Genomic DNA, 19,362 nt, shown 5'->3' with positions numbered 1-19,362 from the left:
ATCCCCTTTATGTGGACATTTTCTTTTGACTATTTTCAAAAAGAAAATCATTTTATCTTTTATCGTTTACAAGAGGTCTTACTATGTTTTTTCTCCAATTTGCCATCGTATTGGTGTGTATTTTGATTGGTGCACGCATTGGCGGTATCGGCTTGGGAGTAATGGGCGGCGCAGGGCTGGCTATTCTCTCTTTTGGCTTTGGTTTACAACCCGCGGGCTTACCCATTAACGTAATGTTAATGATTATGGCGGTGGTTTCCGCCGCGGCGGCAATGCAAGCGGCAGGCGGTTTAGATTATATGATCAAAATTGCCACCAACATTTTGCGTAAACACCCGAAATACATCACCTTTATTGCACCAACGGTAACTTGGACATTCACCGTATTAGCGGGAACAGGTCACGTTGCCTATTCTGTATTGCCTGTAATTGCTGAAGTCAGCCGCCACAACGGCATTCGCCCAGAGCGTCCACTTTCAATGGCGGTAATTGCATCACAATTTGCTATCGTTGCTAGCCCAATCGCTGCAGCAGTGGTGGCTGTGGTGGCTTATCTTGAACCACAAGGCATTCACCTTGGTGATGTATTAATGGTTACAATGCCATCAACTATTTTAGGTTTAGCGGTTGCTTGTATTTTCGTGAATAAAATGGGTAAAGAATTAAAAGACGACCCGAATTATCAACGTTTATTACAAGATCCAGACTATGTAAAAGAAAACCACACTGACGTAAATCCAGACAACATTCAATTAAAACCAACGGCAAAATTGTCTGTGGGATTATTCCTATTTGGTGCATTACTTGTGGTATTAATGGGGGCATTCCCAAGCCTACGCCCAGCCTTTGACGGCAAAGCAATGGGAATGGCACACACTATCGAAATCGTAATGCTTACCGTGGGTGCGTTAATCATCTTAACTTGTAAACCAAACGGAAACGCCATTACACAGGGTTCCGTATTCCACGCGGGTATGCGTGCGGTTATCGCTATTTTCGGTATTGCGTGGTTAGGTGATACCTTAATGCAAGCCCATATGACTGAAGTAAAAGAAAGCGTGAAAGTGTTGGTTGAAACCGCGCCTTGGACATTCGCCCTTGCGTTATTCGTGCTTTCTGTATTAGTAAACAGCCAAGGTGCAACGGTGGCAACCTTATTCCCAGTAGGTATCGCATTAGGCATTCCAGCGCCTGTATTAGTTGGGGTATTTGTGGCAGTAAATGGTTACTTCTTCATTCCAAACTACGGCCCAATCATTGCGTCCATTGACTTTGATACCACCGGCACAACACGCATTGGTAAATTTATCTTTAACCACAGCTTTATGTTGCCGGGCTTATTAAGTATGGCATTCAGCCTTGCTTTCGGCTTATTATTCGCCAATATTTTGCTGTAATTTTTACCGCACTTTATTTCTCAACTGGGGGCATTGCTCCCAGTTTTTTTATGCCCGCATCTTATACAAAAAGTTAGCTATGGCATTCCTAGCCAAACTTCCGCATAATATTGCCACTTGATATAGCAAAGGAAAATCACAATGACCATTTCAAAACAACAAATTCTTGATGCTTACCATTTCCGCCACGCGTGCAAACAATATGATCCAAGCAAAAAAATCAGCGATGAGGATTTCCGTTTTATTTTAGAAACCGCCCGTCTTTCGCCAAGTTCATTCGGCTTTGAGCCGTGGAAATTCTTAGTGATCGAAAATCAGCACATCAAAGAGCTGATCCGCGATAACGCGTGGGGGGCGAAAGATAAAGTGATGGATTGTAGCCATTTTGTGGTGATCCTTGTCCGCCAACCGCAAACTCTGCTCGCTGATGGCGATTATGTGCCACATATGATGCGTGATGTGCATCATATCCCTGAAGATGCACTCAAACTGCGTCAAGGCTTCTACCGTAACTTCACCGAAAAAGATTTTGCCCTAACCGAAAACCCCGTAGCGTTTTACAACTGGGCGTGCCGCCAAAGTTATATCGCGCTCGGCAATATGCTCACCAGCGCCGCAATGATCGGCATTGACAGCACCCCGATTGAAGGCTTCCCACTGGAAAAAATGAATGATTTATTGGTGGCAGAAGGCTTATACAAAGCTGATGAATACAAACTCAGTGTAATGGCGGCCTTTGGTTATCGCCTAAACGAACCAAGAGAAAAAACACGCCAAGCCTTTGATGAGGTGGTGGAGTGGGTGAAATAAAAATCCCCAAAAATCGCACCGCACTTCGCTTTTGCATTCTCACAAAGACAAAGTGCGGTGTAAATTTCTCAACTTTTCTTTTCTAAAAAATCTCGGAACAATTATGCTCATTTCATTTATTCTGATTGCTCTATGTGCTGGTGTTGCCCTTGCCACGCAAGCCGCCATTAACAGCCAACTGGCTGGTTCATTAATGGGGCAACCTGTTGTCGCCGCCTTAATTTCCTTCGCAACAGGCACATTGCTGCTCTTTTTCATCTGCTGGTGGAAAGCCGATCTCTTCACCGCCTTGCAACAAGTGCCAAAACAACCCTTGTGGAAATTGATCGGTGGCCCACTGGGGGCGCTCGTGGTTTTCACTACCATTTTCCTTGCGCCGAAAATGGGCGTAACCAATATGCTCTTTTTCATTATTGTCGGCCAACTCATCGCCGCCGCCATCATCGATCATTTCGGCTTAATCGGAATGACCGCCCGCCCAATCCAAATCTGGCAAATCATCGGCTTTGTGTTTATGGGATTAGGCCTCGTGCTGTTTTTCTTTGGGAAAAGATTGTTTGGGTAGGGTTTTCAAATCTACCCTATTTTTTAATCTCCGTTGTTTTTCAAATCTCCCTAGCCCCTCTTTACTAAAGAGGGGAATCAGATCAACGCATATTTAAGATCTCAAGTAAAAAAGAACAAAGCCAAAAATTCAGAAAAAAGCACCGCACTTTTCTGTGTTATCGAATTTTTCATCGTGAAAATGTAGTGGCGGACCGATGTGTCCGCCTGAAAGATATATCCACAACAACAAAACGTAGAATAGGCTTTAGCCCATCATTTAATATAATTTATCCCCTTTGATGGGATGAAGCCCATTCTACGGATCTTTTCTGATTTATTACAATGTAAGGCGAACTTATGTGTCCGCCCGCATCAAAATGTCCCCAATTTAGTAAAGGGGAAGATTTGCCACTAAGCTACATATTCGCCACAATTTCTTCAGCAAATTCGGACGTGGAGCATAATTTCGCGCCTTCTAACATTTCAGCAAAATCGAAGGTAACAGTTTTGTTTTCAATGGCTTTGGCGACGGCGTTTACCACTAAATCCGCGGCTTCTGTCCAGCCTAAATGGCGTAACATCATTTCACCGCTTAGAATTAATGAACCGGGGTTGCCTTTGTTTTGTCCTGCGATTTTTGGTGCTGTGCCGTGGGTGGCTTCAAAAATTGCCGCTTCCACACCGATATTTGCCCCTGGTGAGATACCAATTCCCCCCACTTGTGCGGCAAGGGCATCGGAAATGTAGTCACCGTTTAGGTTGAGTGTGGCGATGACATCGTAATCGGCTGGGTGGAGCAACACTTCTTGCAAGAACGCATCGGCAATGGAGTCTTTGATGATAATTTCACGCCCTGTTTTTGGATTGGTCAGTTTCATCCACGGGCCCTCATCAATAAGCGTTGCGCCAAATTCTTTCGCCACTTCATAACCCCATTCTTTAAACGCGCCCTCAGTGAATTTCATAATGTTACCTTTATGCACAAGGGTGAGGGATTTTCTATCATTATCAATCACATATTGCAAAGCTGCGCGCACTAAACGCTGGGTGCCTTGTTTTGAAACAGGCTTGATACCAATGCCACAATCTTGTGGGAAACGAATTTTGTTCACGCCCATTTCTTGTTGCAAAAATTGGATCACTTTGTCCGCTTCAGGCGAGCCAGCTTTCCATTCCACGCCAGCGTAAATATCTTCTGAATTTTCACGGAAAATCACCATATTTACTTTTTCAGGGTGTTTCACTGGGCTTGGCGTGCCGCTGTAATAACGAATTGGACGTAAGCAGTTGTAAAGATCCAAGCCTTGACGCATTGCCACGTTAAGTGAGCGAATGCCACCGCCCACTGGGGTCATCAACGGGCCTTTGATCGCAACGTGATATTCTTTAATAAAATCAAGGGTTTCAGCTGGAAGCCAAGTGTTTTCGCCATAAACTTCATTGGCTTTACCACCGGCATAAATTTCTAACCAAGAAATTTTGCGTTTGCCTTGATAGGCTTTTTCCACAGCCGCATCGATCACGCGTTGCATTGCAGGCGTTACATCTACGCCAATGCCATCGCCCTCAATAAATGGAATAATTGGATTATCTGGCACGATTAATGCGCCCTGTGCATCTAAACGAATTTTTTCACCTTGTGGGATAACAACGGCGGATTGGGTTTGACTCATTGGATTTCTCCTTTATGCTTGATGTTGTGTTATAGTGAATGAAATGTTTAACAAAAGCGGCATTAATGATTGTTAAAAATGTGTCTTTTGTTAAGTAACGAATCAACATTTCCATAACATATATGAAGGCAAAATTTCTTTCAAGCCGTAATCATCAAGAACGGCAAAATTTACGCAAAAAAACGGTTCAGCATTTTGCGCGTAAAAAAACAAGCACACCGAATTTCGTCCAAACCAAAGTGGTACTGTTTAACAAGCCCTTTGATGTGCTAAGTCAATTTAGCGATGAAAATGGGCGGCAAACGCTGAAAGATTTTATCCCCATTGCACAGATTTACCCCGCAGGGCGTTTGGATCGCGATAGTGAGGGCTTGTTAATTCTCACCAACAACGGCGAAATTCAGCACCGCTTGGCTGATCCTAAATATAAAACGGAGAAAACCTACTTCGTGCAGGTGGAGGGTGAGCCAACAGAGCGTGAGCTTGAACCGCTGCGTCAAGGCGTAATGTTAAAAGATGGCAAAACCTTGCCGGCGAAAGTGCGGTTGATTTCTGCGCCAAATTTTTTATGGCACAGAGAGCCGCCTATTCGTGAGCGAAAAAGCATTCCCACAAGCTGGCTAGAAATTAAAATTTGCGAAGGAAAAAACCGTCAAGTGCGCCGAATGACAGCACATATTGGCTTTCCCACCTTGCGTTTAATTCGTGCCAAAATGGCAGGATTTAATGTGGAAAATTTGCCTTTAGGGCAGTATTATCAATTGAATTCCCAAGAGCTAGCAGCACTTTATCAACGGTTAAAATTAAGGAAATCCAATGCATAGACCTTATATTACAATGGCGTGCGTAGTGCATTGCCAAGGCAAATTTTTATTTGTCAAAGAATTTGAATACGGCAAAATGACCTTAAACCAACCTGCGGGGCATTTAGAGCAAAACGAAACGATCCTTGCCGGTGCAATACGCGAATTACGTGAAGAAACAGGAATTGACGCAACGCCAATCAAGCTGATTAAAATTTACCAATGGCACGCCCCACGCAGCCAAAAAGATTATTTACGCTTTGTATTTGCAGTAGAGCTTGCAGAGCAGCTTCCTATTCACCCAAGGGATCCTGATATTGAAGGTGGTTTATGGCTCACCCCCGCAGAATTTCAGCATTATATCCAACAAGAAGGACAAGCAGAGCGCAACCCACTTGTCAGCCAAGCCCTACAAGATTATTTAAACGGTGAAAGCGTGAGTTTAGATGTGTTGAAGGTGTTTGAATAAAAATGGGGGAAATTTACACCGCACTTTATTTTTAGCAAAAATAAAGCCCGAATGGCTCGGGCTTTACTTGATTAACGATAAGGTTGATCTAATGGAACTTCAGGGTCTGGTTGGTGCGTGATGCGGTTACGTAAATCACGGCGCACAATCTCAATTGTCCAGAACCAGAAAACGTGGCCCACTAATTCAGAAACGTGTTCGTATAATGGCCAGTCTAATACTGGTGGTGTTAAACCTAAAGCAGGGAATGTGATGTAGTGTACACAAACATCAGCGATTAAACCTGCGCCCACACCTTGCCAGAATTTGATTTTAGGGAAACGCTCTGCAACCACACAGTAACCCACCGCAAATACGATTGAGAAGGTGATGTGGGTTACCCCAATCCAGTTAAAACCGTGATCAGCGAAAGTAAACACAGCTTCAGTTGGATCGATACCAAAATAATCACGCAAGAAAACGTGTGGTGGGTTCAAAAACGCACGAGAACACACTTCCAAAGCTTGTGATGGATCTTGACAAGCCGCAACGAATAAATCAAATGGGCTGCGTGGTGGGAAGGGGTGTTCTGCACCCCATTTTACGAAGGCAGAAAGTAAACCCGCAATAATACCGACAAAAGCTGCAATCCCATAACGGCGACGTGCAGGATCGGTTTGAGTGAAAATACCTGACATATAATGCTCCAAATAAAATAATGGTTGTTGATTTATTAAATTTTATTAAATAAATAAAATCGTGGGCAATTCTATGCCTAATTGGGAATTAGTCAAGGAATTTTCTACCTATAAAGAGATAATTCAAAAGAAGTAGAATTGAGTGAGTGAAAATTGAGCATGAATAAAATTAAAAAGAAAACGCAGAATTGACAATTCTCTTGCAAATTCTGCGTAATATATTGTTTTCAAAAGTATTATTCTTCACAGCTTTCAAACCAACTTTCTAAAATAATACAGGCAGAAATGCTGTCCACCTTGCCTTTTTCAAGTGCTTTAAAGCCACCACGTTGGAAAATCTCAGCGCGTGCTTCGGTGGTGGTTAGGCGTTCATCTTGTAAGGTAACGGTTACGCCAAATCGTCCGTGTAAGCGATTGGCGAATTTTTTGGCACGTTGGGTTAGGGGCTGTTCTGTACCGTCCATATTTAAGGGTAAACCGACTACAACAATGTTAGGCTTCCATTCGTTTAGACATTTTTCGATAGCTGCCCAATTGGGAATGCCATCTTGCGCTTTAAACGCAGGCAAAGGCTGGGCAGAGCCGGTGATGCTTTGCCCCACAGCGCAGCCGATACTTTTCGTACCAAAATCGAAAGCTATGGCGGTAATCCCCATTAGCAATGCCCCGCTTGATAAGCAAAATTATGTTGCTGAATACCTAATAGTTGATTTGCTGCTAACCAGCGCTCTAAATAAGGCACATCAAATAAAATATGTTCATTGGCTGGCACAACAAGCCAATCGTTATTCGCAATCTCTCTTTCTAATTGCTCAGGCGACCAACTGGCGCAACCTAAGGCCACTAAACATTTTTCAGGGGCTTGTGGTGTACCAAGCGTATCAATAACATCAGCAGAGGTGGTGAGCCATAAATTATTGGCAACTTTATGACTATTCATAAAGGGTTTTGCTGTTTCTGTGTGTAAAATAAAGCCCCGTTCAAGGTTGGTTGGACCGCCTGCCAAGACGAGATCGTCAGGGTATTTGCGGTCATCGGCCATCATAAAATTCATCTTAATACATAATTCTGCAATGCTCAGATCGGTGGGCTGAGTTAGCACCAATCCCATTGCACCTTGCTCATTATGCTCGCAAATATACACCACGGAACGATAAAAATGATCGTCTTCCAAATGGGGCATTGCGATTAAAAAATGGTTTTGTAATTGCATATTTTCTTTCCTAAATTCAATGGGTTAGGCTAAATCCCCAAAACAAACCTGTAACGCGGTGATTGCGCTTAACGCCGCGGTTTCTGTGCGTAACACACGCTTGCCAAGCAACACTTCGGTGAAGCCTTGTTGCTCCGTTTGCGCAATTTCTTGCGGCGACAGGCCACCTTCTGAACCAATGAGCAAGCGCACCCCTTCAGGTGGCATTGTGGGTAAGGTGCGAATGGAATATTTCGCGCGTGGGTGCAAATTCAGCTTTAACATACCGTCTTGCTCCGCACACCATTCTTCTAATTTCATCATTGGACGGATTTCAGGGATTACATTTCGCCCGCACTGCTCACAAGCGGAAATCGCAATTTTCTGCCATTGCTGAATTTTTTTCGCCATACGTTCCGCATCGAGCTTCACTCCACAGCGTTCCGACCACAACGGCGTGATCACCTTTACCCCAAGCTCAACGGATTTTTGAATAGTAAATTCCATTTTCTCACCACGGGACATCACCTGCCCAAGATGAATATGCAGCGGGCTTTCCCGATCATCAAACTGACGATCTAAAATTTCCACACCCACCGCTTTTTTGCTCACTTGCGTAATCACCGAAGGGTAAATATGGTTGCTACCATCAAATAATTCAAGGCGCTCCCCCACCTTCATTCGCAACACCCGCCCAACGTGATTCGCCGCTTCTTCCGTTAATTCACACTGAGTTTGCCCCAACAGAGAAACGGGGTGATAAATTCTTGGTACTCGCATTTTTTCTTACTGTTAATTAAGGTTTGTCTATTATATCAGAAATCCCAAAAACTGTGGGAAAAACCACCCGCACTTTTCCTTATTTAGGTAATCATAATGAATCATTTATTTTGCCAATTATCGCGAAAAGCCTTTGGCGTTTGCTGTTGCTCCTTTTTGAAGACGGAATAGAAATATTGCAGTGAAGGATAACCACAAACTTCGGCAATTTCAGGAATGGGAATATCGGAAAATCTGAGGAGATTAATGGCTCGTTCCATTTTCTGCTGATGAATCACTTGGTGGATCGTTTTGTTCATTTCCGCTTTAAAGCGTAGCTCTAAATTACTGCGTGAGGTTCTTAAATGGTCCAATACTTGTTCCACTTTTATTCCTTGACAAGCGCGTTGGCGGATATAGTGCATCGCTTGTATCACTAAGGGATCACGTAGAGAAAGGTAATCTGTGGAGCTGCGTTCTTCAACTTTTAATGGGGGAATGAGTAAGGGTTTATGACTAATTGTGATGCCATTTAAGCAACGGTGTAAAAGTTTCGCCGCTTGATAACCAATTTGCTTTGTCCCCTGTGAAACGGAAGAAAGGGAAATGCGAGAAAGGTATTGAATCAGCTCTTCATTATCAATGCCTATCACGCAATATTGTTCAGGAACGGCGATTTTAGCTGTTTCGCAAGCTTGTAGTAGATGTCTTGCTCTTGCATCTGTGACAGCGATAATTCCTGTCTGTTGCGGTAATGTGCGAATCCAATTAATGAGATTGGTTTGTGCTTGACGCCAATTTTGCGAATTGGTTTGTTCACCTTGGTAAATATGTATGGGGTAATCATATTTATTCATTAAATCAACAAAAGCATTTTGTCGTTCAATAGACCAGTGTTTTTGACGATTTTCTGTCGGTAAACCATAAAAAGCAAAATGATTTAGTCCTTTTTGTTTAAGATGCAAGAATGCGGTTTCAATTAAGGCATAATTATCTGTGGCAACATAGGGAAAACGTGGATAAAACTCGGGATTTTGGTATGAGCCACCAACGGCAATAATAGGGACATTAATATTCTCAAGTAAGTCGGCGGTTTCGGGATCATCAAAATCAGCGATAATACCGTCAATAGAAAGGCTTTGGATCGTTTCTTTATGGTAAACAAAATCATCTTCCATAAAGATATCCCAAGTACATTGTGAAGCTTGTAGATATTGCCCAACCCCTTCTACAACTTGGCGATCATAGACTTTATTTGCATTAAAAAGCAAAGCAATGCGGTAAAACTTTCCTATGTTTTGCATATTATTCGTTCCTGTCGATCAAACCACGTTAATAGCATAACGAAATTTAGAAAAATTTACACCTTTGTTTTTATTTAAAGTGCGGTGTAAATTTTTGAATTTTTATACCGCACTGAATATTTATCTAGTTAAAATCCTTTTAATCGCTGATAAAGTTGATGGTAGCGTTCTCGTTTTTGTTGGTATTGTTCGTAGACTTGAGCGTTTGGGGTATAAACTTCTTCCAATGGTAGATTACGACAATAGGTGGAAATCTCTTCTTTCGGGTTTAATGCAATTTGTGCTAATTTTGCCGCACCTAATGCAGGGCCAACATCACCACCTGTGCGGTATTCAAGTGTTCTGCCTGTAATATCTGCTAATAATTGTCGCCAGTAAGCACTTTTTGTGCCACCACCAATGAGGCTTATACTTTCAGCCGTTGCCCCTGTTTCGTGCAATACATCAATCCCGTCAGCAAGTGCAAAACTTACCCCTTCAAGTACCGCTCTAGCTAGCGTAATATTGCTGTCATTATGGCTTAGCCCCCAGAATACACCTGTGGCATAAGGATCATTATGTGGGGTTCGTTCACCGGAGAGATAAGGCAAAAATAGGGCTTGAGATGGTGTTGTACAATGTGCCATTTGTTGAAATAATTGGCTAATATCGTTATTTCCTATGATATTTTTTATCCAGTCTATTGCAGAGGCGGCGCTTAAAATAACGGACATTAAATGCCAGCGTTCAGGTAACGCGTGGCAGAAACTATGCACGGCCTTTTGTGGATTGGCAGTGAACCGATCGGTTACGACAAAATAGACGCCAGAAGTTCCCAAAGATAACATTGCTTGTCCTGCTTGATATAGACCAATACCAATAGCACCAGCAGCATTATCTCCGCCACCCGCGACAACAGGAACTGAATTCATTCCCCATTGTTGTGCAATTTCTTGACGTAAATATCCTGTGATTTGGTTACCTTCAAATAAATTCGGCATTTTATCTAGGTCTAAGCCTGTTGCCTCAAGTATTGTGTTATCCCATTGCCGTTTTTCCACATCAAGCCACATTGTGCCTGAAGCGTCTGACATATCAGAAGCGTATTCACCCGTCATTTTTAAACGTAAATAATCTTTAGGTAATAACACTTTATGAATTTGCTCGAAGAGATGAGGCTCATTTTTTTGTACCCATTTTAATTTTGGGGCAGTGAATCCGGGCATCATTAAATTGCCAGTAATTTGACGAGATTGCGGAACGAGTTCTTCTAATTCCGTACATTCAGCTGCACTACGTCCATCATTCCATAAAATTGCAGGGCGTAAGATGTGATCTGTTTTATCTAGCAAGGTTGCACCGTGCATTTGGCCAGTTAAGCCGATTGCTTTAACGGTTTTTAGGTTTTGCTGTTTTGCTAAGTTAAGCATTGCTTGATGTGTCGCATGCCACCAAGCTTCTGGATCTTGTTCAGACCATAGTGCGTATGGACGAGAAATAGATAATTCTTTATGGCTAGTGGCAAGGATATGTTGGTCTTCATCAAGCAATACCACTTTTACACCAGATGTGCCGAGATCAATACCAATATACATAATTTTGCTCCTTATTGTACGAGCAAAGGCTTGTAGATTACTCTCCAAGCCTTTTTGTTAGAAAAATTAACGGTAGATATAACGGTTAACGAGATTTTCTAAATATTCTTGCTGACCAGATACAGGCTGTGGATTCAGATTTTGTGTTTCTACTAATTGCGCCAAGTCTTCTAATGACGTATTGCCAGATAAAATCGCTTTTCCTAACTGACTGTCCCAACCTGCATAGCGTTGTTCGACAAGTTTTTGCAGTTGTTGATCTTGAATCATATCGGCCGCACGTCTTAATGATAGAGCGAGAACATCGATTGCCCCAATGTGTCCATAGAATAAGTCGTAAGGATCATTACTTTGACGGCGAATTTTTGCATCAAAATTAAATCCGCCGGTGGTAAATCCGCCATTTTTGAGAATTTCATACATCACGAGCGTATTTTCTTCCACACTGTTTGGGAATTGATCGGTATCCCAACCTAATTGTGGATCACCTCGGTTTGCATCAATTGAGCCAAAAATACCTAACGCATAAGCCGTCGCAATTTCGTGTTGGAACGTATGTCCAGCCAAGGTTGCGTGATTGGCTTCAATATTTACTTTAATTTCGTTTTCTAAACCAAATTGTTTTAAGAAGCCATAAACCGTTGCCACATCATAATCATATTGATGCTTAGTTGGCTCTTGTGGTTTAGGTTCAATAAGCAATGTCCCTTTGAAACCAATTTTATGTTTATGTTCAACCACCATTTGCATAAAACGACCGATTTGTTCACGTTCGCGTTTTAGATCGGTATTCAGTAAGGTTTCATATCCTTCGCGCCCACCCCATAACACATAGTTTTCACCACCTAATTTTTGTGTTGCATTCATTGCGTTAGTTACTTGTGCTGCTGCCCAAGCGAATACCTCTGGATTTGGGTTAGTTGATGCACCAGACATATAGCGCGGATTGGTAAAGCAATTTGCTGTTCCCCATAACAATTTAACGCCAGTTTCTGCTTGTTTTTGTGCTAAAACATCAACAAGTGTATGGAAATTATAGAGATATTCTTTAAAAGAATTTCCTTCAGGTGCAATATCTACATCGTGAAAACAATAATAAGGAACACCTAATTTAGTAAAAAATTCAAAAGCAATATCCGCTTTTTGTTTAGCGCCAGCGAGCGGGTCACTATTTTTTTGCCAATGGCGATCTAAAGATCCTACGCCAAACATATCATTACCATTCCAACAGAATGTGTGCCAATAACATACTGCCAAACGCAGGTGTTCTGCCATTGTCTTGCCTAAAATGACTTCATCGGCATTGTAATAACGAAAAGCAAATGGATTGGTGGAATTAACGCCTTCATAGCGAACTTTTGTGATTTTATCAAAATAGTTTGTCATCATCATTTCTCCTTATGGCATAAAATTTGTAGAAATCATTGACCAAAAAGAAGAGGGGATCAATTACGTTATTTTATTTATCAATTAAGATTATTGTTTATTGTGTGCTATATCACAAAAAAGAAAAAACATAATAGCAATATTAGATTTGGTAATAGTAAATCATTATTACCTGTTTTACATTTCGTACAACCCCAATTAGGGAGGAAAATATGGATAATTTAACATTTGATACAATCATTGATCGTTCTGCGACTTTTTCAGCAAAATGGCAAAACCAATCTGTGGAATATCCTGATTTTATTTCTATGTCAGTAGCTGATATGGATTTATCTGCGCCTAAAGAATTAGTTGAACAACTTGAATTGTTTAATCGAATAGGAATTTATGGCTATACGTTATTGCCAGCAAATTATTTTGATGTTGTTCGCCAGTATCTTGAACGGCATTATCATTATGTTGTCAGTAACGATGAAATTGTGTTTTGCCCAAGAATTATTCAGGCTGTTTCTATTTATATACGAGAATTTACACAAGTGGGCGAAAAAGTGTGTTTGTTTACGCCTTCCTATTCCCCTATTGCCAATACAGTTATATTAAATGATCGCCAAATTTTACGCTGCCCTCTGATATACAAAGACAATCAATATGCCATTGATTTTTCATTGTTGGAAACCTGTTTTAAGCAAGCAAAAACGTTTATTCTTATTTCTCCACATAATCCTACGGGGCGAGTTTGGACAACTGAAGAATTACAAAAAATTGCACAATTGGCCGAGAAATATGGGGTATTTATCATTTCTGATGATGTTCACGCAGATTTCACTTTTTCTGCCCCTTCTCATCAAATGATTGCCGCAATGAATGATTATGTAAAAGAACATTCAATGATTTGTACTTCGCCCGCTAAAACATTCAATATTCCCGGTTTAGAAATTTCCAATATATTGATTAGCAACGAAAAAATGAGAGAAAAATTCTACCGCACTTTGTTACAACTGGGTATTCATAATCCAAATTATTTTGCAGTGCCAGCCATAATGGCCGCTTATCAACATTGCGATATTTGGATTGAACAACTGAAAAATTACATTGCAGAAAATAAACAACAAGCAAAAGCGTTTTTTGCAACAGAAATTCCACAGCTAGATGTTACGACTTCAGAAGGGACATATTTATTGTGGATTAATTATCGAAAACTTGCGCTCACTGAAAAGCAGTTGAAAGAAAGATTAAGAAATGTTGCGCAAGTTGAAATGGCTTGGGGAACAGATTTTGGTATTGAAGGAACGGGCTTTTTTCGAATGAATGTCGCAATGCCAAGATCTTTATTACAGAAAGCATTAATTCAAGTCAAAAATGCATTAATGTAAAAACAAAAGGGGAATAACAATGAAAACAACAAGTTTACATAGAACGCCAACTTTAATAGAGGCACTTTCACCCATTCTTGTTATGCTGATTTTGTTAGGATTGGGATATGCCTTTTTTGATTTACCGCCAGAACCACTGATGGTTGTTTCCTGTGTATTTGCGGGCGGCTTAGTCAAATATCTTGGTTATAGCTATGAAGAAATGTTAGGGGCTATTTCAGGAAAGATTGCCAAAACAATGCCAGCGCTTCTGATTTTAATTACTGTGGGTTTATTAATTGGAACTTGGATTGCTGGCGGAACGATCCCAATGATGATTTATTATGGTTTGAAAGTGATCGATCCTAAATTTCTATACATTACCGCATTATTGCTGACTTCTATTGTTTCTGTATGTACTGGAACTTCTTGGGGATCAGCAGGAACCGTTGGTGTCGCTTTTATGGGCGTTGCAATAGGGTTAGATGCAAATCTTGCCGCAACAGCAGGTGCTGTGGTGGCTGGGGCTTATTTTGGAGATAAACTTTCACCGCTTTCTGATACCACAAATATTGCGTCAGCGGCGGCAGGTGTTGATTTGTATGAACATATCGCCCATTTACTTTATACGACCTTGCCTTCCTTCCTGCTTGCAGCTGTTGTGTATGTGGTTTATGGAATGTCAGGAAACTTACACGATGTAGCAACGCCAGAAAAAGTGGTAGAAATGATATCTGGATTGGAACAGGTTTATCATTTTAACGTAATTTTCTTACTCATTCCTGTTGCTATTATTCTTTGGGGATCAATCACTAAGAAACCGACAATTCCAGTGATGCTATTATCAGCATTTATTGCGATTTTAAATGCATTATTTATTCAAAAATTTGCATTAGCAGATGTAATCAATAGTGCGGTAAATGGCTTTAATGTTTCAATGATCCCGAATGACGTTCAGGTAAGCAGTGATTTAGCTCGTTTACTTAATCGTGGTGGAATGAATTCAATGATGGGGACATTATTAATCTGTTTCTGTGCGCTTTCTTTTGCGGGTATTTTATCGCTTAGTGGCGCATTGGAAGTGATCATAAACCACTTATTGAAATTAGTACGTTCCACCGCCTCACTAATTTTTACAACAATTCTTTGTGGACTGACAATGATCGGGGTAACTTGTAACGGACAAATTTCAATTCTTATTCCGGGTGAAATGTTACGAGATGCTTATATAGAACGTGGATTACATCCAAAAAATTTAAGTCGTACAGCAGAGGATTCAGCGACTATTATTGAGCCAATTTTACCTTGGACGGCAGCAGGCGCTTATATGGCGGGAACATTAGGTGTTGCAACGCTATCTTATTTACCTTGGGCAATTTTATGTTGGAGCGGTATTGTTTTCGCTATGTTGTGGGGCTTAACAGGATTTGGTATTGCAAAATTACCTAAACAATAAATTAAGAATTGTGAGAAAAAATCGCTAGCGGTTGATCCGATAGCGATTTTTTTATTATTGTGTACTTCATCACAAAAAAGAAAAAACATAATAGCATTAATAAATCTGATAATTGAATTATCCCATTAACCTAAGCAAACTAAGGATGAGTGAATAAGTTGTTACTCTTAAATATCATTAATTTAACCTAGTATGAGGTGCTATTATGAAAATTAAACATCTTTTTCTTTCTCTTGCGGCTTCTTTAACCTTATTAGCCAATCCTGTCCTCGCTAAAGATCTCACCATAGGAATGTCTATCGATGATTTACGTTTAGAACGTTGGCAAAAAGATCGTGATATTTTTGTGAAAAAAGCAGAAAGCTTAGGTGCAAAAGTATTTGTTCAATCTGCAAATGGAGATGCCACGGCACAAATTTCACAAATAGAAAATATGATTAATCGTAATGTGGATGTTTTGGTGATTATTCCATTTAATGGTGAAGTATTAGGCAATATTATTGGTGAAGCAAAACGTGAAGGGATCAAAGTATTAGCTTATGATCGATTAATTAATAATGCAGATTTAGATTTTTATGTTTCTTTTGATAATGAAAAAGTAGGAGAATTACAAGCACAAAGTATTGTTGATGTGAAGCCTGAAGGAAATTATTTTTTAATGGGAGGTTCTCCTGTTGATAATAATGCAAAATTATTCCGAAAAGGACAAATGAAAGTGCTTCAACCGTTAATTGATAGTGGAAAAATTAAAGTGGTTGGCGATCAATGGGTAGATTCTTGGTTAGCTGAGAAAGCCTTACAAATTATGGAAAATGCTTTAACCGCAAATAAAAACAATATTGATGCCGTTGTTGCATCTAATGACGCAACTGCGGGTGGTGCTATTCAAGCATTAAGCGCACAAGGGTTGTCTGGTAAGGTTGCCATTTCAGGGCAAGACGCCGATCTCGCCGCAATTAAGCGTATTATACAAGGCACACAAACGATGACGGTGTATAAGCCAATTACAAAATTAGCGGATAAGGCCGCTGAAATTGCAGTACAGCTTGGTAAAAATGAAAAGCCAGAATCTAATGCAGTATTAAATAACGGACTAAAAGATGTGCCTGCCTATTTATTACCACCAATTGCAGTGACGAAAGATAATATTGAAGAAACCATTATTAAAGATGGCTTCCATAGCAAAGAGCAAATTGAAAAATAATATTGCTAAACCTTTGTAGTTAAATATAAAAGTGCGGTTGAAAAATACCGCACTTTGATAGGGAGGTTTTATTATGCCAACATTATTATCAATGAAAAATATTACCAAGAAGTTTGGTGATGTTATCGCATTAAATAATATTTCCATTGAGTTAAATGAAGGAGAAATTCTATCACTTTGTGGTGAGAACGGCTCAGGAAAATCAACCTTAATGAAGGTGCTGTGTGGAATCTATCCTTATGGGGATTATTCAGGAGAAATTTATTTTTCAGGTGAGCCACTTATTGCAAAGAACATTAAAGACACAGAAGAAAAAGGAATTTCAATTATTCACCAAGAACTGACATTAGTTAAAAATATGACCATCTTGGAAAATATGTTTTTAGGTAATGAAATGTGTCGTAACGGAATTACAGATGACAATCAAATGTACTTACGCTGTAAAACCATTTTACAACAAGTTCAGTTAGACGTTGATCCTAATACAAAAGTTGGAGAATTGGGATTAGGTCAGCAGCAATTAGTGGAAATTGCTAAGGCTTTAAATAAGCAAGTCCGTTTATTAGTGCTTGATGAACCAACGGCCTCTTTAACAGAAAAAGAAACAGAAATTTTACTTAATCTTGTACTCGATCTGAAAGCCCATAATATCGCTTGTATTTATATTTCCCATAAACTCAATGAAGTAAAAGCGATTTCAGACAAAATTTGTATCATTCGTGATGGAGAGCATATTGGCACTCATCCTTGTGCAGAAATGAGCGAAGACGACATTATCACGATGATGGTAGGACGAGAAATTACCTCTCTTTATCCTTATGAACCCCATCCTATTGGTGAAGAAATTTTGCGTGTGGAAAAACTTTCTGCTTGGCATCCAATTAATCGGCATATTAAACGTGTTGATGAGGTTAGTTTTCGCCTACACAAAGGAGAGATTTTAGGCGTTGCAGGTTTAGTCGGCTCTGGACGAACCGAAATGGCGCAATGCCTATTTGGTTCTTACCAAGGAAAGCAACAAAGTGAAATTCTTTTACAAGGCAAGCCTATTAACATCAGAAATTGTGCTGATGCGATTGCACATCATATTGTTATGGTGCCAGAAGATCGTAAAAAACACGGCATTATTCCTATTATGGCGGTAGGCAAAAATATCACTTTATCTTCGCTAAATAAATATTGTGTGCTAGGCAATGTGATTAATGAGCCTTTGGAAGAAACGGTTATTCAGCAATCTATCGAAAAATTGACGGTGAAAACATCAAGTCCCAGTTTAGCGATTGGGCGTCTAAGTGGTGGTAATCAACAAAAAGCCATTTTAGCAAAATGCCTTTTACTTAACCCAACTATTCTTATTTTAGATGAACCGACTCGAGGTATTGATATTGGGGCGAAATATGAAATTTATAAATTGATTAGCCAACTCGCACACCAAGGGGTGTCAATTATCGTGATTTCTTCTGAGTTACCAGAGGTCTTGGGAATAAGTGATCGCGTATTAGTGATGCACCAAGGGAGAATTAAAGCCGATCTTATTAATGATAATTTAACGCAAGAACAAGTGATGGAAGCAGCACTGAAGGAGTAATTATGTCTAAGTTAAAATCCATTAATTTACAAGTTTATATTATGTTAATTGCCATTGTTGTCATTATGGTATTTTTCTCGTTTGCAACAGAAGGGGCTTATTTAAGTGCAAGAAATTTTTCTAATTTATTACGTCAAACATCCATAACAGGGATTCTTGCAATAGGAATGGTATTTGTGATTATTTCTGCTGAAATCGATCTTTCTGTTGGCTCATTAATGGGGCTATTAGGTGGTTTTGCAGCAATTACGAATGTATGGTGGGATTGGCCACTTTCATTAACCATTGTTGTCACTCTTGCGCTAGGGATCTTGCTTGGTGCGTGGAATGGTTGGTGGGTTGCTTATCGTAAAGTCCCTTCTTTCATCGTAACACTTGCAGGAATGTTGGCTTTCCGTGGTGTTTTAATTGGTTTAACAAATGGGACAACCGTTTCCCCCATTAGCACAGAAATGACAATGATCGGTCAGGGATACCTCTCTGATTTCACTGGAATGCTCATTGGTATGATTGCGATTGTTGGTTTTATTAGTTGGGGAACTTACCAACGGAAAGCCAGACGAAACTTAGCTCTTAGCGTTCCTTCCGGCTCACAGGAAACCTTAAAATATGGTCTATTTACATTAGGCATACTTGGCGCGATCTATTTATTAAATGATTATCGTGGTATTCCATTCCCAGTATTATTGCTCGCATTGCTTGCCGTGATTGGAATGTTTATCGCGAAAAAAACCGCTTTCGGACGCCATATTTATGCCATTGGTGGCAATATTGATGCAGCAAGATTATCTGGGATCAATGTTGAAAAAGTAAAATTAATCATTTTCTCAATGAATGGATTGATGGTAGCGATTGCTGGTTTAATTTTAAGCGCACGACTTGGCGCAGGTGCGCCTTCAGCAGGACAAAATGCAGAGCTTGATGCCATTGCTGCCTGCGTTATTGGTGGTGCTAGTTTAGCTGGGGGAATCGGTAGCGTTTACGGCGTTGTTATCGGCGCATTTATTATCGCCTTACTTGATAATGGAATGAGTATGTTAGATGTACCGACATTCTGGCAGTATATTGTAAAAGGTAGCATTCTGTTACTCGCTGTTTGGGTAGATACAATGAGCAAGAAGAAAATGTAATTGAAAACAAGTCCTATAAGGCCACCGTCCTTTTGATAATCA

Annotated in this window: 18 protein-coding genes; 10 read left to right on the top strand and 8 right to left on the bottom strand. The window is 40.3% G+C overall.

Translation table 11 applies throughout. The features are described from left to right. Window positions 1-83: 83 nt before the first annotated feature. The 3 genes from ELZ61_RS02730 (at window position 84) to ELZ61_RS02720 (ending at window position 2,772) form a co-directional block, all read left to right on the top strand. Complete coding sequence (locus ELZ61_RS02730; protein ID WP_126371250.1) at window positions 84-1,397, top strand: anaerobic C4-dicarboxylate transporter; 1,314 nt, start codon at window positions 84-86, stop codon at window positions 1,395-1,397. A 141-nt stretch (window positions 1,398-1,538) separates the two neighbouring features. After that, a complete protein-coding gene (locus ELZ61_RS02725) occupies window positions 1,539-2,207 on the top strand; it encodes an NAD(P)H-dependent oxidoreductase (RefSeq protein ID WP_126371248.1) in 669 nt (222 codons plus the stop codon). Between the two features lie 103 nt (window positions 2,208-2,310). After that, window positions 2,311-2,772, top strand: a complete 462-nt coding sequence (locus tag ELZ61_RS02720) for a DMT family transporter (RefSeq protein ID WP_115248572.1) — start codon at window positions 2,311-2,313, stop codon at window positions 2,770-2,772. Window positions 2,773-3,169: 397 nt separating this feature from the next. Here ELZ61_RS02720 and icd read toward each other — a convergent pair whose 3' ends face one another. After that, window positions 3,170-4,426 (bottom strand): NADP-dependent isocitrate dehydrogenase, encoded by a 1,257-nt coding sequence (gene icd, locus ELZ61_RS02715; RefSeq protein WP_126371246.1) that lies wholly within the window; start codon window positions 4,424-4,426, stop codon window positions 3,170-3,172. 122 nt (window positions 4,427-4,548) lie between these two features. Here icd and ELZ61_RS02710 point away from each other — a divergent pair, with 122 nt between their 5' ends. Then, window positions 4,549-5,250, top strand: coding sequence for a pseudouridine synthase (locus ELZ61_RS02710; RefSeq protein WP_126371244.1), 702 nt, complete (start codon window positions 4,549-4,551; stop codon window positions 5,248-5,250). After that, window positions 5,243-5,698 carry an NUDIX domain-containing protein gene (locus ELZ61_RS02705; RefSeq protein WP_126371242.1) on the top strand — a complete coding sequence of 152 codons (456 nt, stop codon included), beginning with the start codon at window positions 5,243-5,245 and terminating at the stop codon, window positions 5,696-5,698. The genes ELZ61_RS02710 and ELZ61_RS02705 overlap by 8 nt, the downstream gene beginning before the upstream one ends. Before the next feature lie 71 nt (window positions 5,699-5,769). On the opposite strand, the gene ELZ61_RS02700 is transcribed toward ELZ61_RS02705, so the two are convergent. The 7 genes from ELZ61_RS02700 to xylA all read right to left on the bottom strand — a co-directional run bounded on the left by ELZ61_RS02700 (window position 5,770) and on the right by xylA (window position 12,590). Then, window positions 5,770-6,375, bottom strand: a complete 606-nt coding sequence (locus ELZ61_RS02700) for a YagU family protein (protein ID WP_103854505.1) — start codon at window positions 6,373-6,375, stop codon at window positions 5,770-5,772. Between the two features lie 236 nt (window positions 6,376-6,611). Further along, on the bottom strand, window positions 6,612-7,031 hold the full coding sequence (gene ruvX / locus ELZ61_RS02695) for a Holliday junction resolvase RuvX (protein WP_103854504.1): 420 nt from the start codon (window positions 7,029-7,031) through the stop codon (window positions 6,612-6,614). Beyond that, on the bottom strand, window positions 7,031-7,588 hold the full coding sequence (locus ELZ61_RS02690) for a YqgE/AlgH family protein (protein WP_126371240.1): 558 nt from the start codon (window positions 7,586-7,588) through the stop codon (window positions 7,031-7,033). Before ELZ61_RS02690 ends, ruvX begins: the two co-directional genes overlap by 1 nt. 24 nt (window positions 7,589-7,612) lie before the next feature. Next, the gene (gene rsmE, locus ELZ61_RS02685) at window positions 7,613-8,347 is read right to left on the bottom strand and encodes a 16S rRNA (uracil(1498)-N(3))-methyltransferase (RefSeq protein ID WP_126371238.1); all 735 of its coding nucleotides are present in this window, start codon (window positions 8,345-8,347) and stop codon (window positions 7,613-7,615) included. 101 nt (window positions 8,348-8,448) lie between these two features. After that, window positions 8,449-9,630 carry a XylR family transcriptional regulator gene (locus ELZ61_RS02680; RefSeq protein WP_126371236.1) on the bottom strand — a complete coding sequence of 394 codons (1,182 nt, stop codon included), beginning with the start codon at window positions 9,628-9,630 and terminating at the stop codon, window positions 8,449-8,451. A gap of 128 nt (window positions 9,631-9,758) precedes the next feature. Further along, on the bottom strand, window positions 9,759-11,204 hold the full coding sequence (xylB, locus tag ELZ61_RS02675; protein ID WP_126371234.1) for a xylulokinase: 1,446 nt from the start codon (window positions 11,202-11,204) through the stop codon (window positions 9,759-9,761). A gap of 66 nt (window positions 11,205-11,270) precedes the next feature. After that, window positions 11,271-12,590: a xylose isomerase gene (xylA, locus tag ELZ61_RS02670; protein WP_126373555.1), complete on the bottom strand. Its 1,320-nt coding sequence runs from the start codon at window positions 12,588-12,590 to the stop codon at window positions 11,271-11,273. 212 nt (window positions 12,591-12,802) lie between these two features. On the opposite strand from xylA, the gene ELZ61_RS02665 reads away from it, so the two are divergent. The 5 genes from ELZ61_RS02665 to ELZ61_RS02645 all read left to right on the top strand — a co-directional run bounded on the left by ELZ61_RS02665 (window position 12,803) and on the right by ELZ61_RS02645 (window position 19,320). Continuing rightward, window positions 12,803-13,963 carry a MalY/PatB family protein gene (locus ELZ61_RS02665; RefSeq protein WP_126371232.1) on the top strand — a complete coding sequence of 387 codons (1,161 nt, stop codon included), beginning with the start codon at window positions 12,803-12,805 and terminating at the stop codon, window positions 13,961-13,963. Between the two features lie 19 nt (window positions 13,964-13,982). Further along, a complete protein-coding gene (gene nhaC / locus ELZ61_RS02660; RefSeq protein ID WP_126371230.1) occupies window positions 13,983-15,398 on the top strand; it encodes a Na+/H+ antiporter NhaC in 1,416 nt (471 codons plus the stop codon). A gap of 205 nt (window positions 15,399-15,603) precedes the next feature. Continuing rightward, entirely contained in the window at window positions 15,604-16,602 is a 999-nt protein-coding gene (gene xylF / locus ELZ61_RS02655; protein ID WP_126371228.1) for a D-xylose ABC transporter substrate-binding protein, read from the top strand. Between the two features lie 73 nt (window positions 16,603-16,675). Continuing rightward, a complete protein-coding gene (xylG, locus tag ELZ61_RS02650; RefSeq protein ID WP_126371226.1) occupies window positions 16,676-18,190 on the top strand; it encodes a D-xylose ABC transporter ATP-binding protein in 1,515 nt (504 codons plus the stop codon). A 2-nt stretch (window positions 18,191-18,192) separates the two neighbouring features. Continuing rightward, window positions 18,193-19,320, top strand: a complete 1,128-nt coding sequence (locus tag ELZ61_RS02645) for a sugar ABC transporter permease (RefSeq protein ID WP_126371224.1) — start codon at window positions 18,193-18,195, stop codon at window positions 19,318-19,320. Window positions 19,321-19,362: the final 42 nt, after the last annotated feature.

This window comes from Avibacterium volantium, from assembly GCF_900635775.1.
GTDB classification, from domain to species: domain Bacteria; phylum Pseudomonadota; class Gammaproteobacteria; order Enterobacterales; family Pasteurellaceae; genus Avibacterium; species Avibacterium volantium.
Note: the sequence above shows the minus strand (reverse complement) of the source record. Positions and strands in the feature narration are given on the sequence as shown.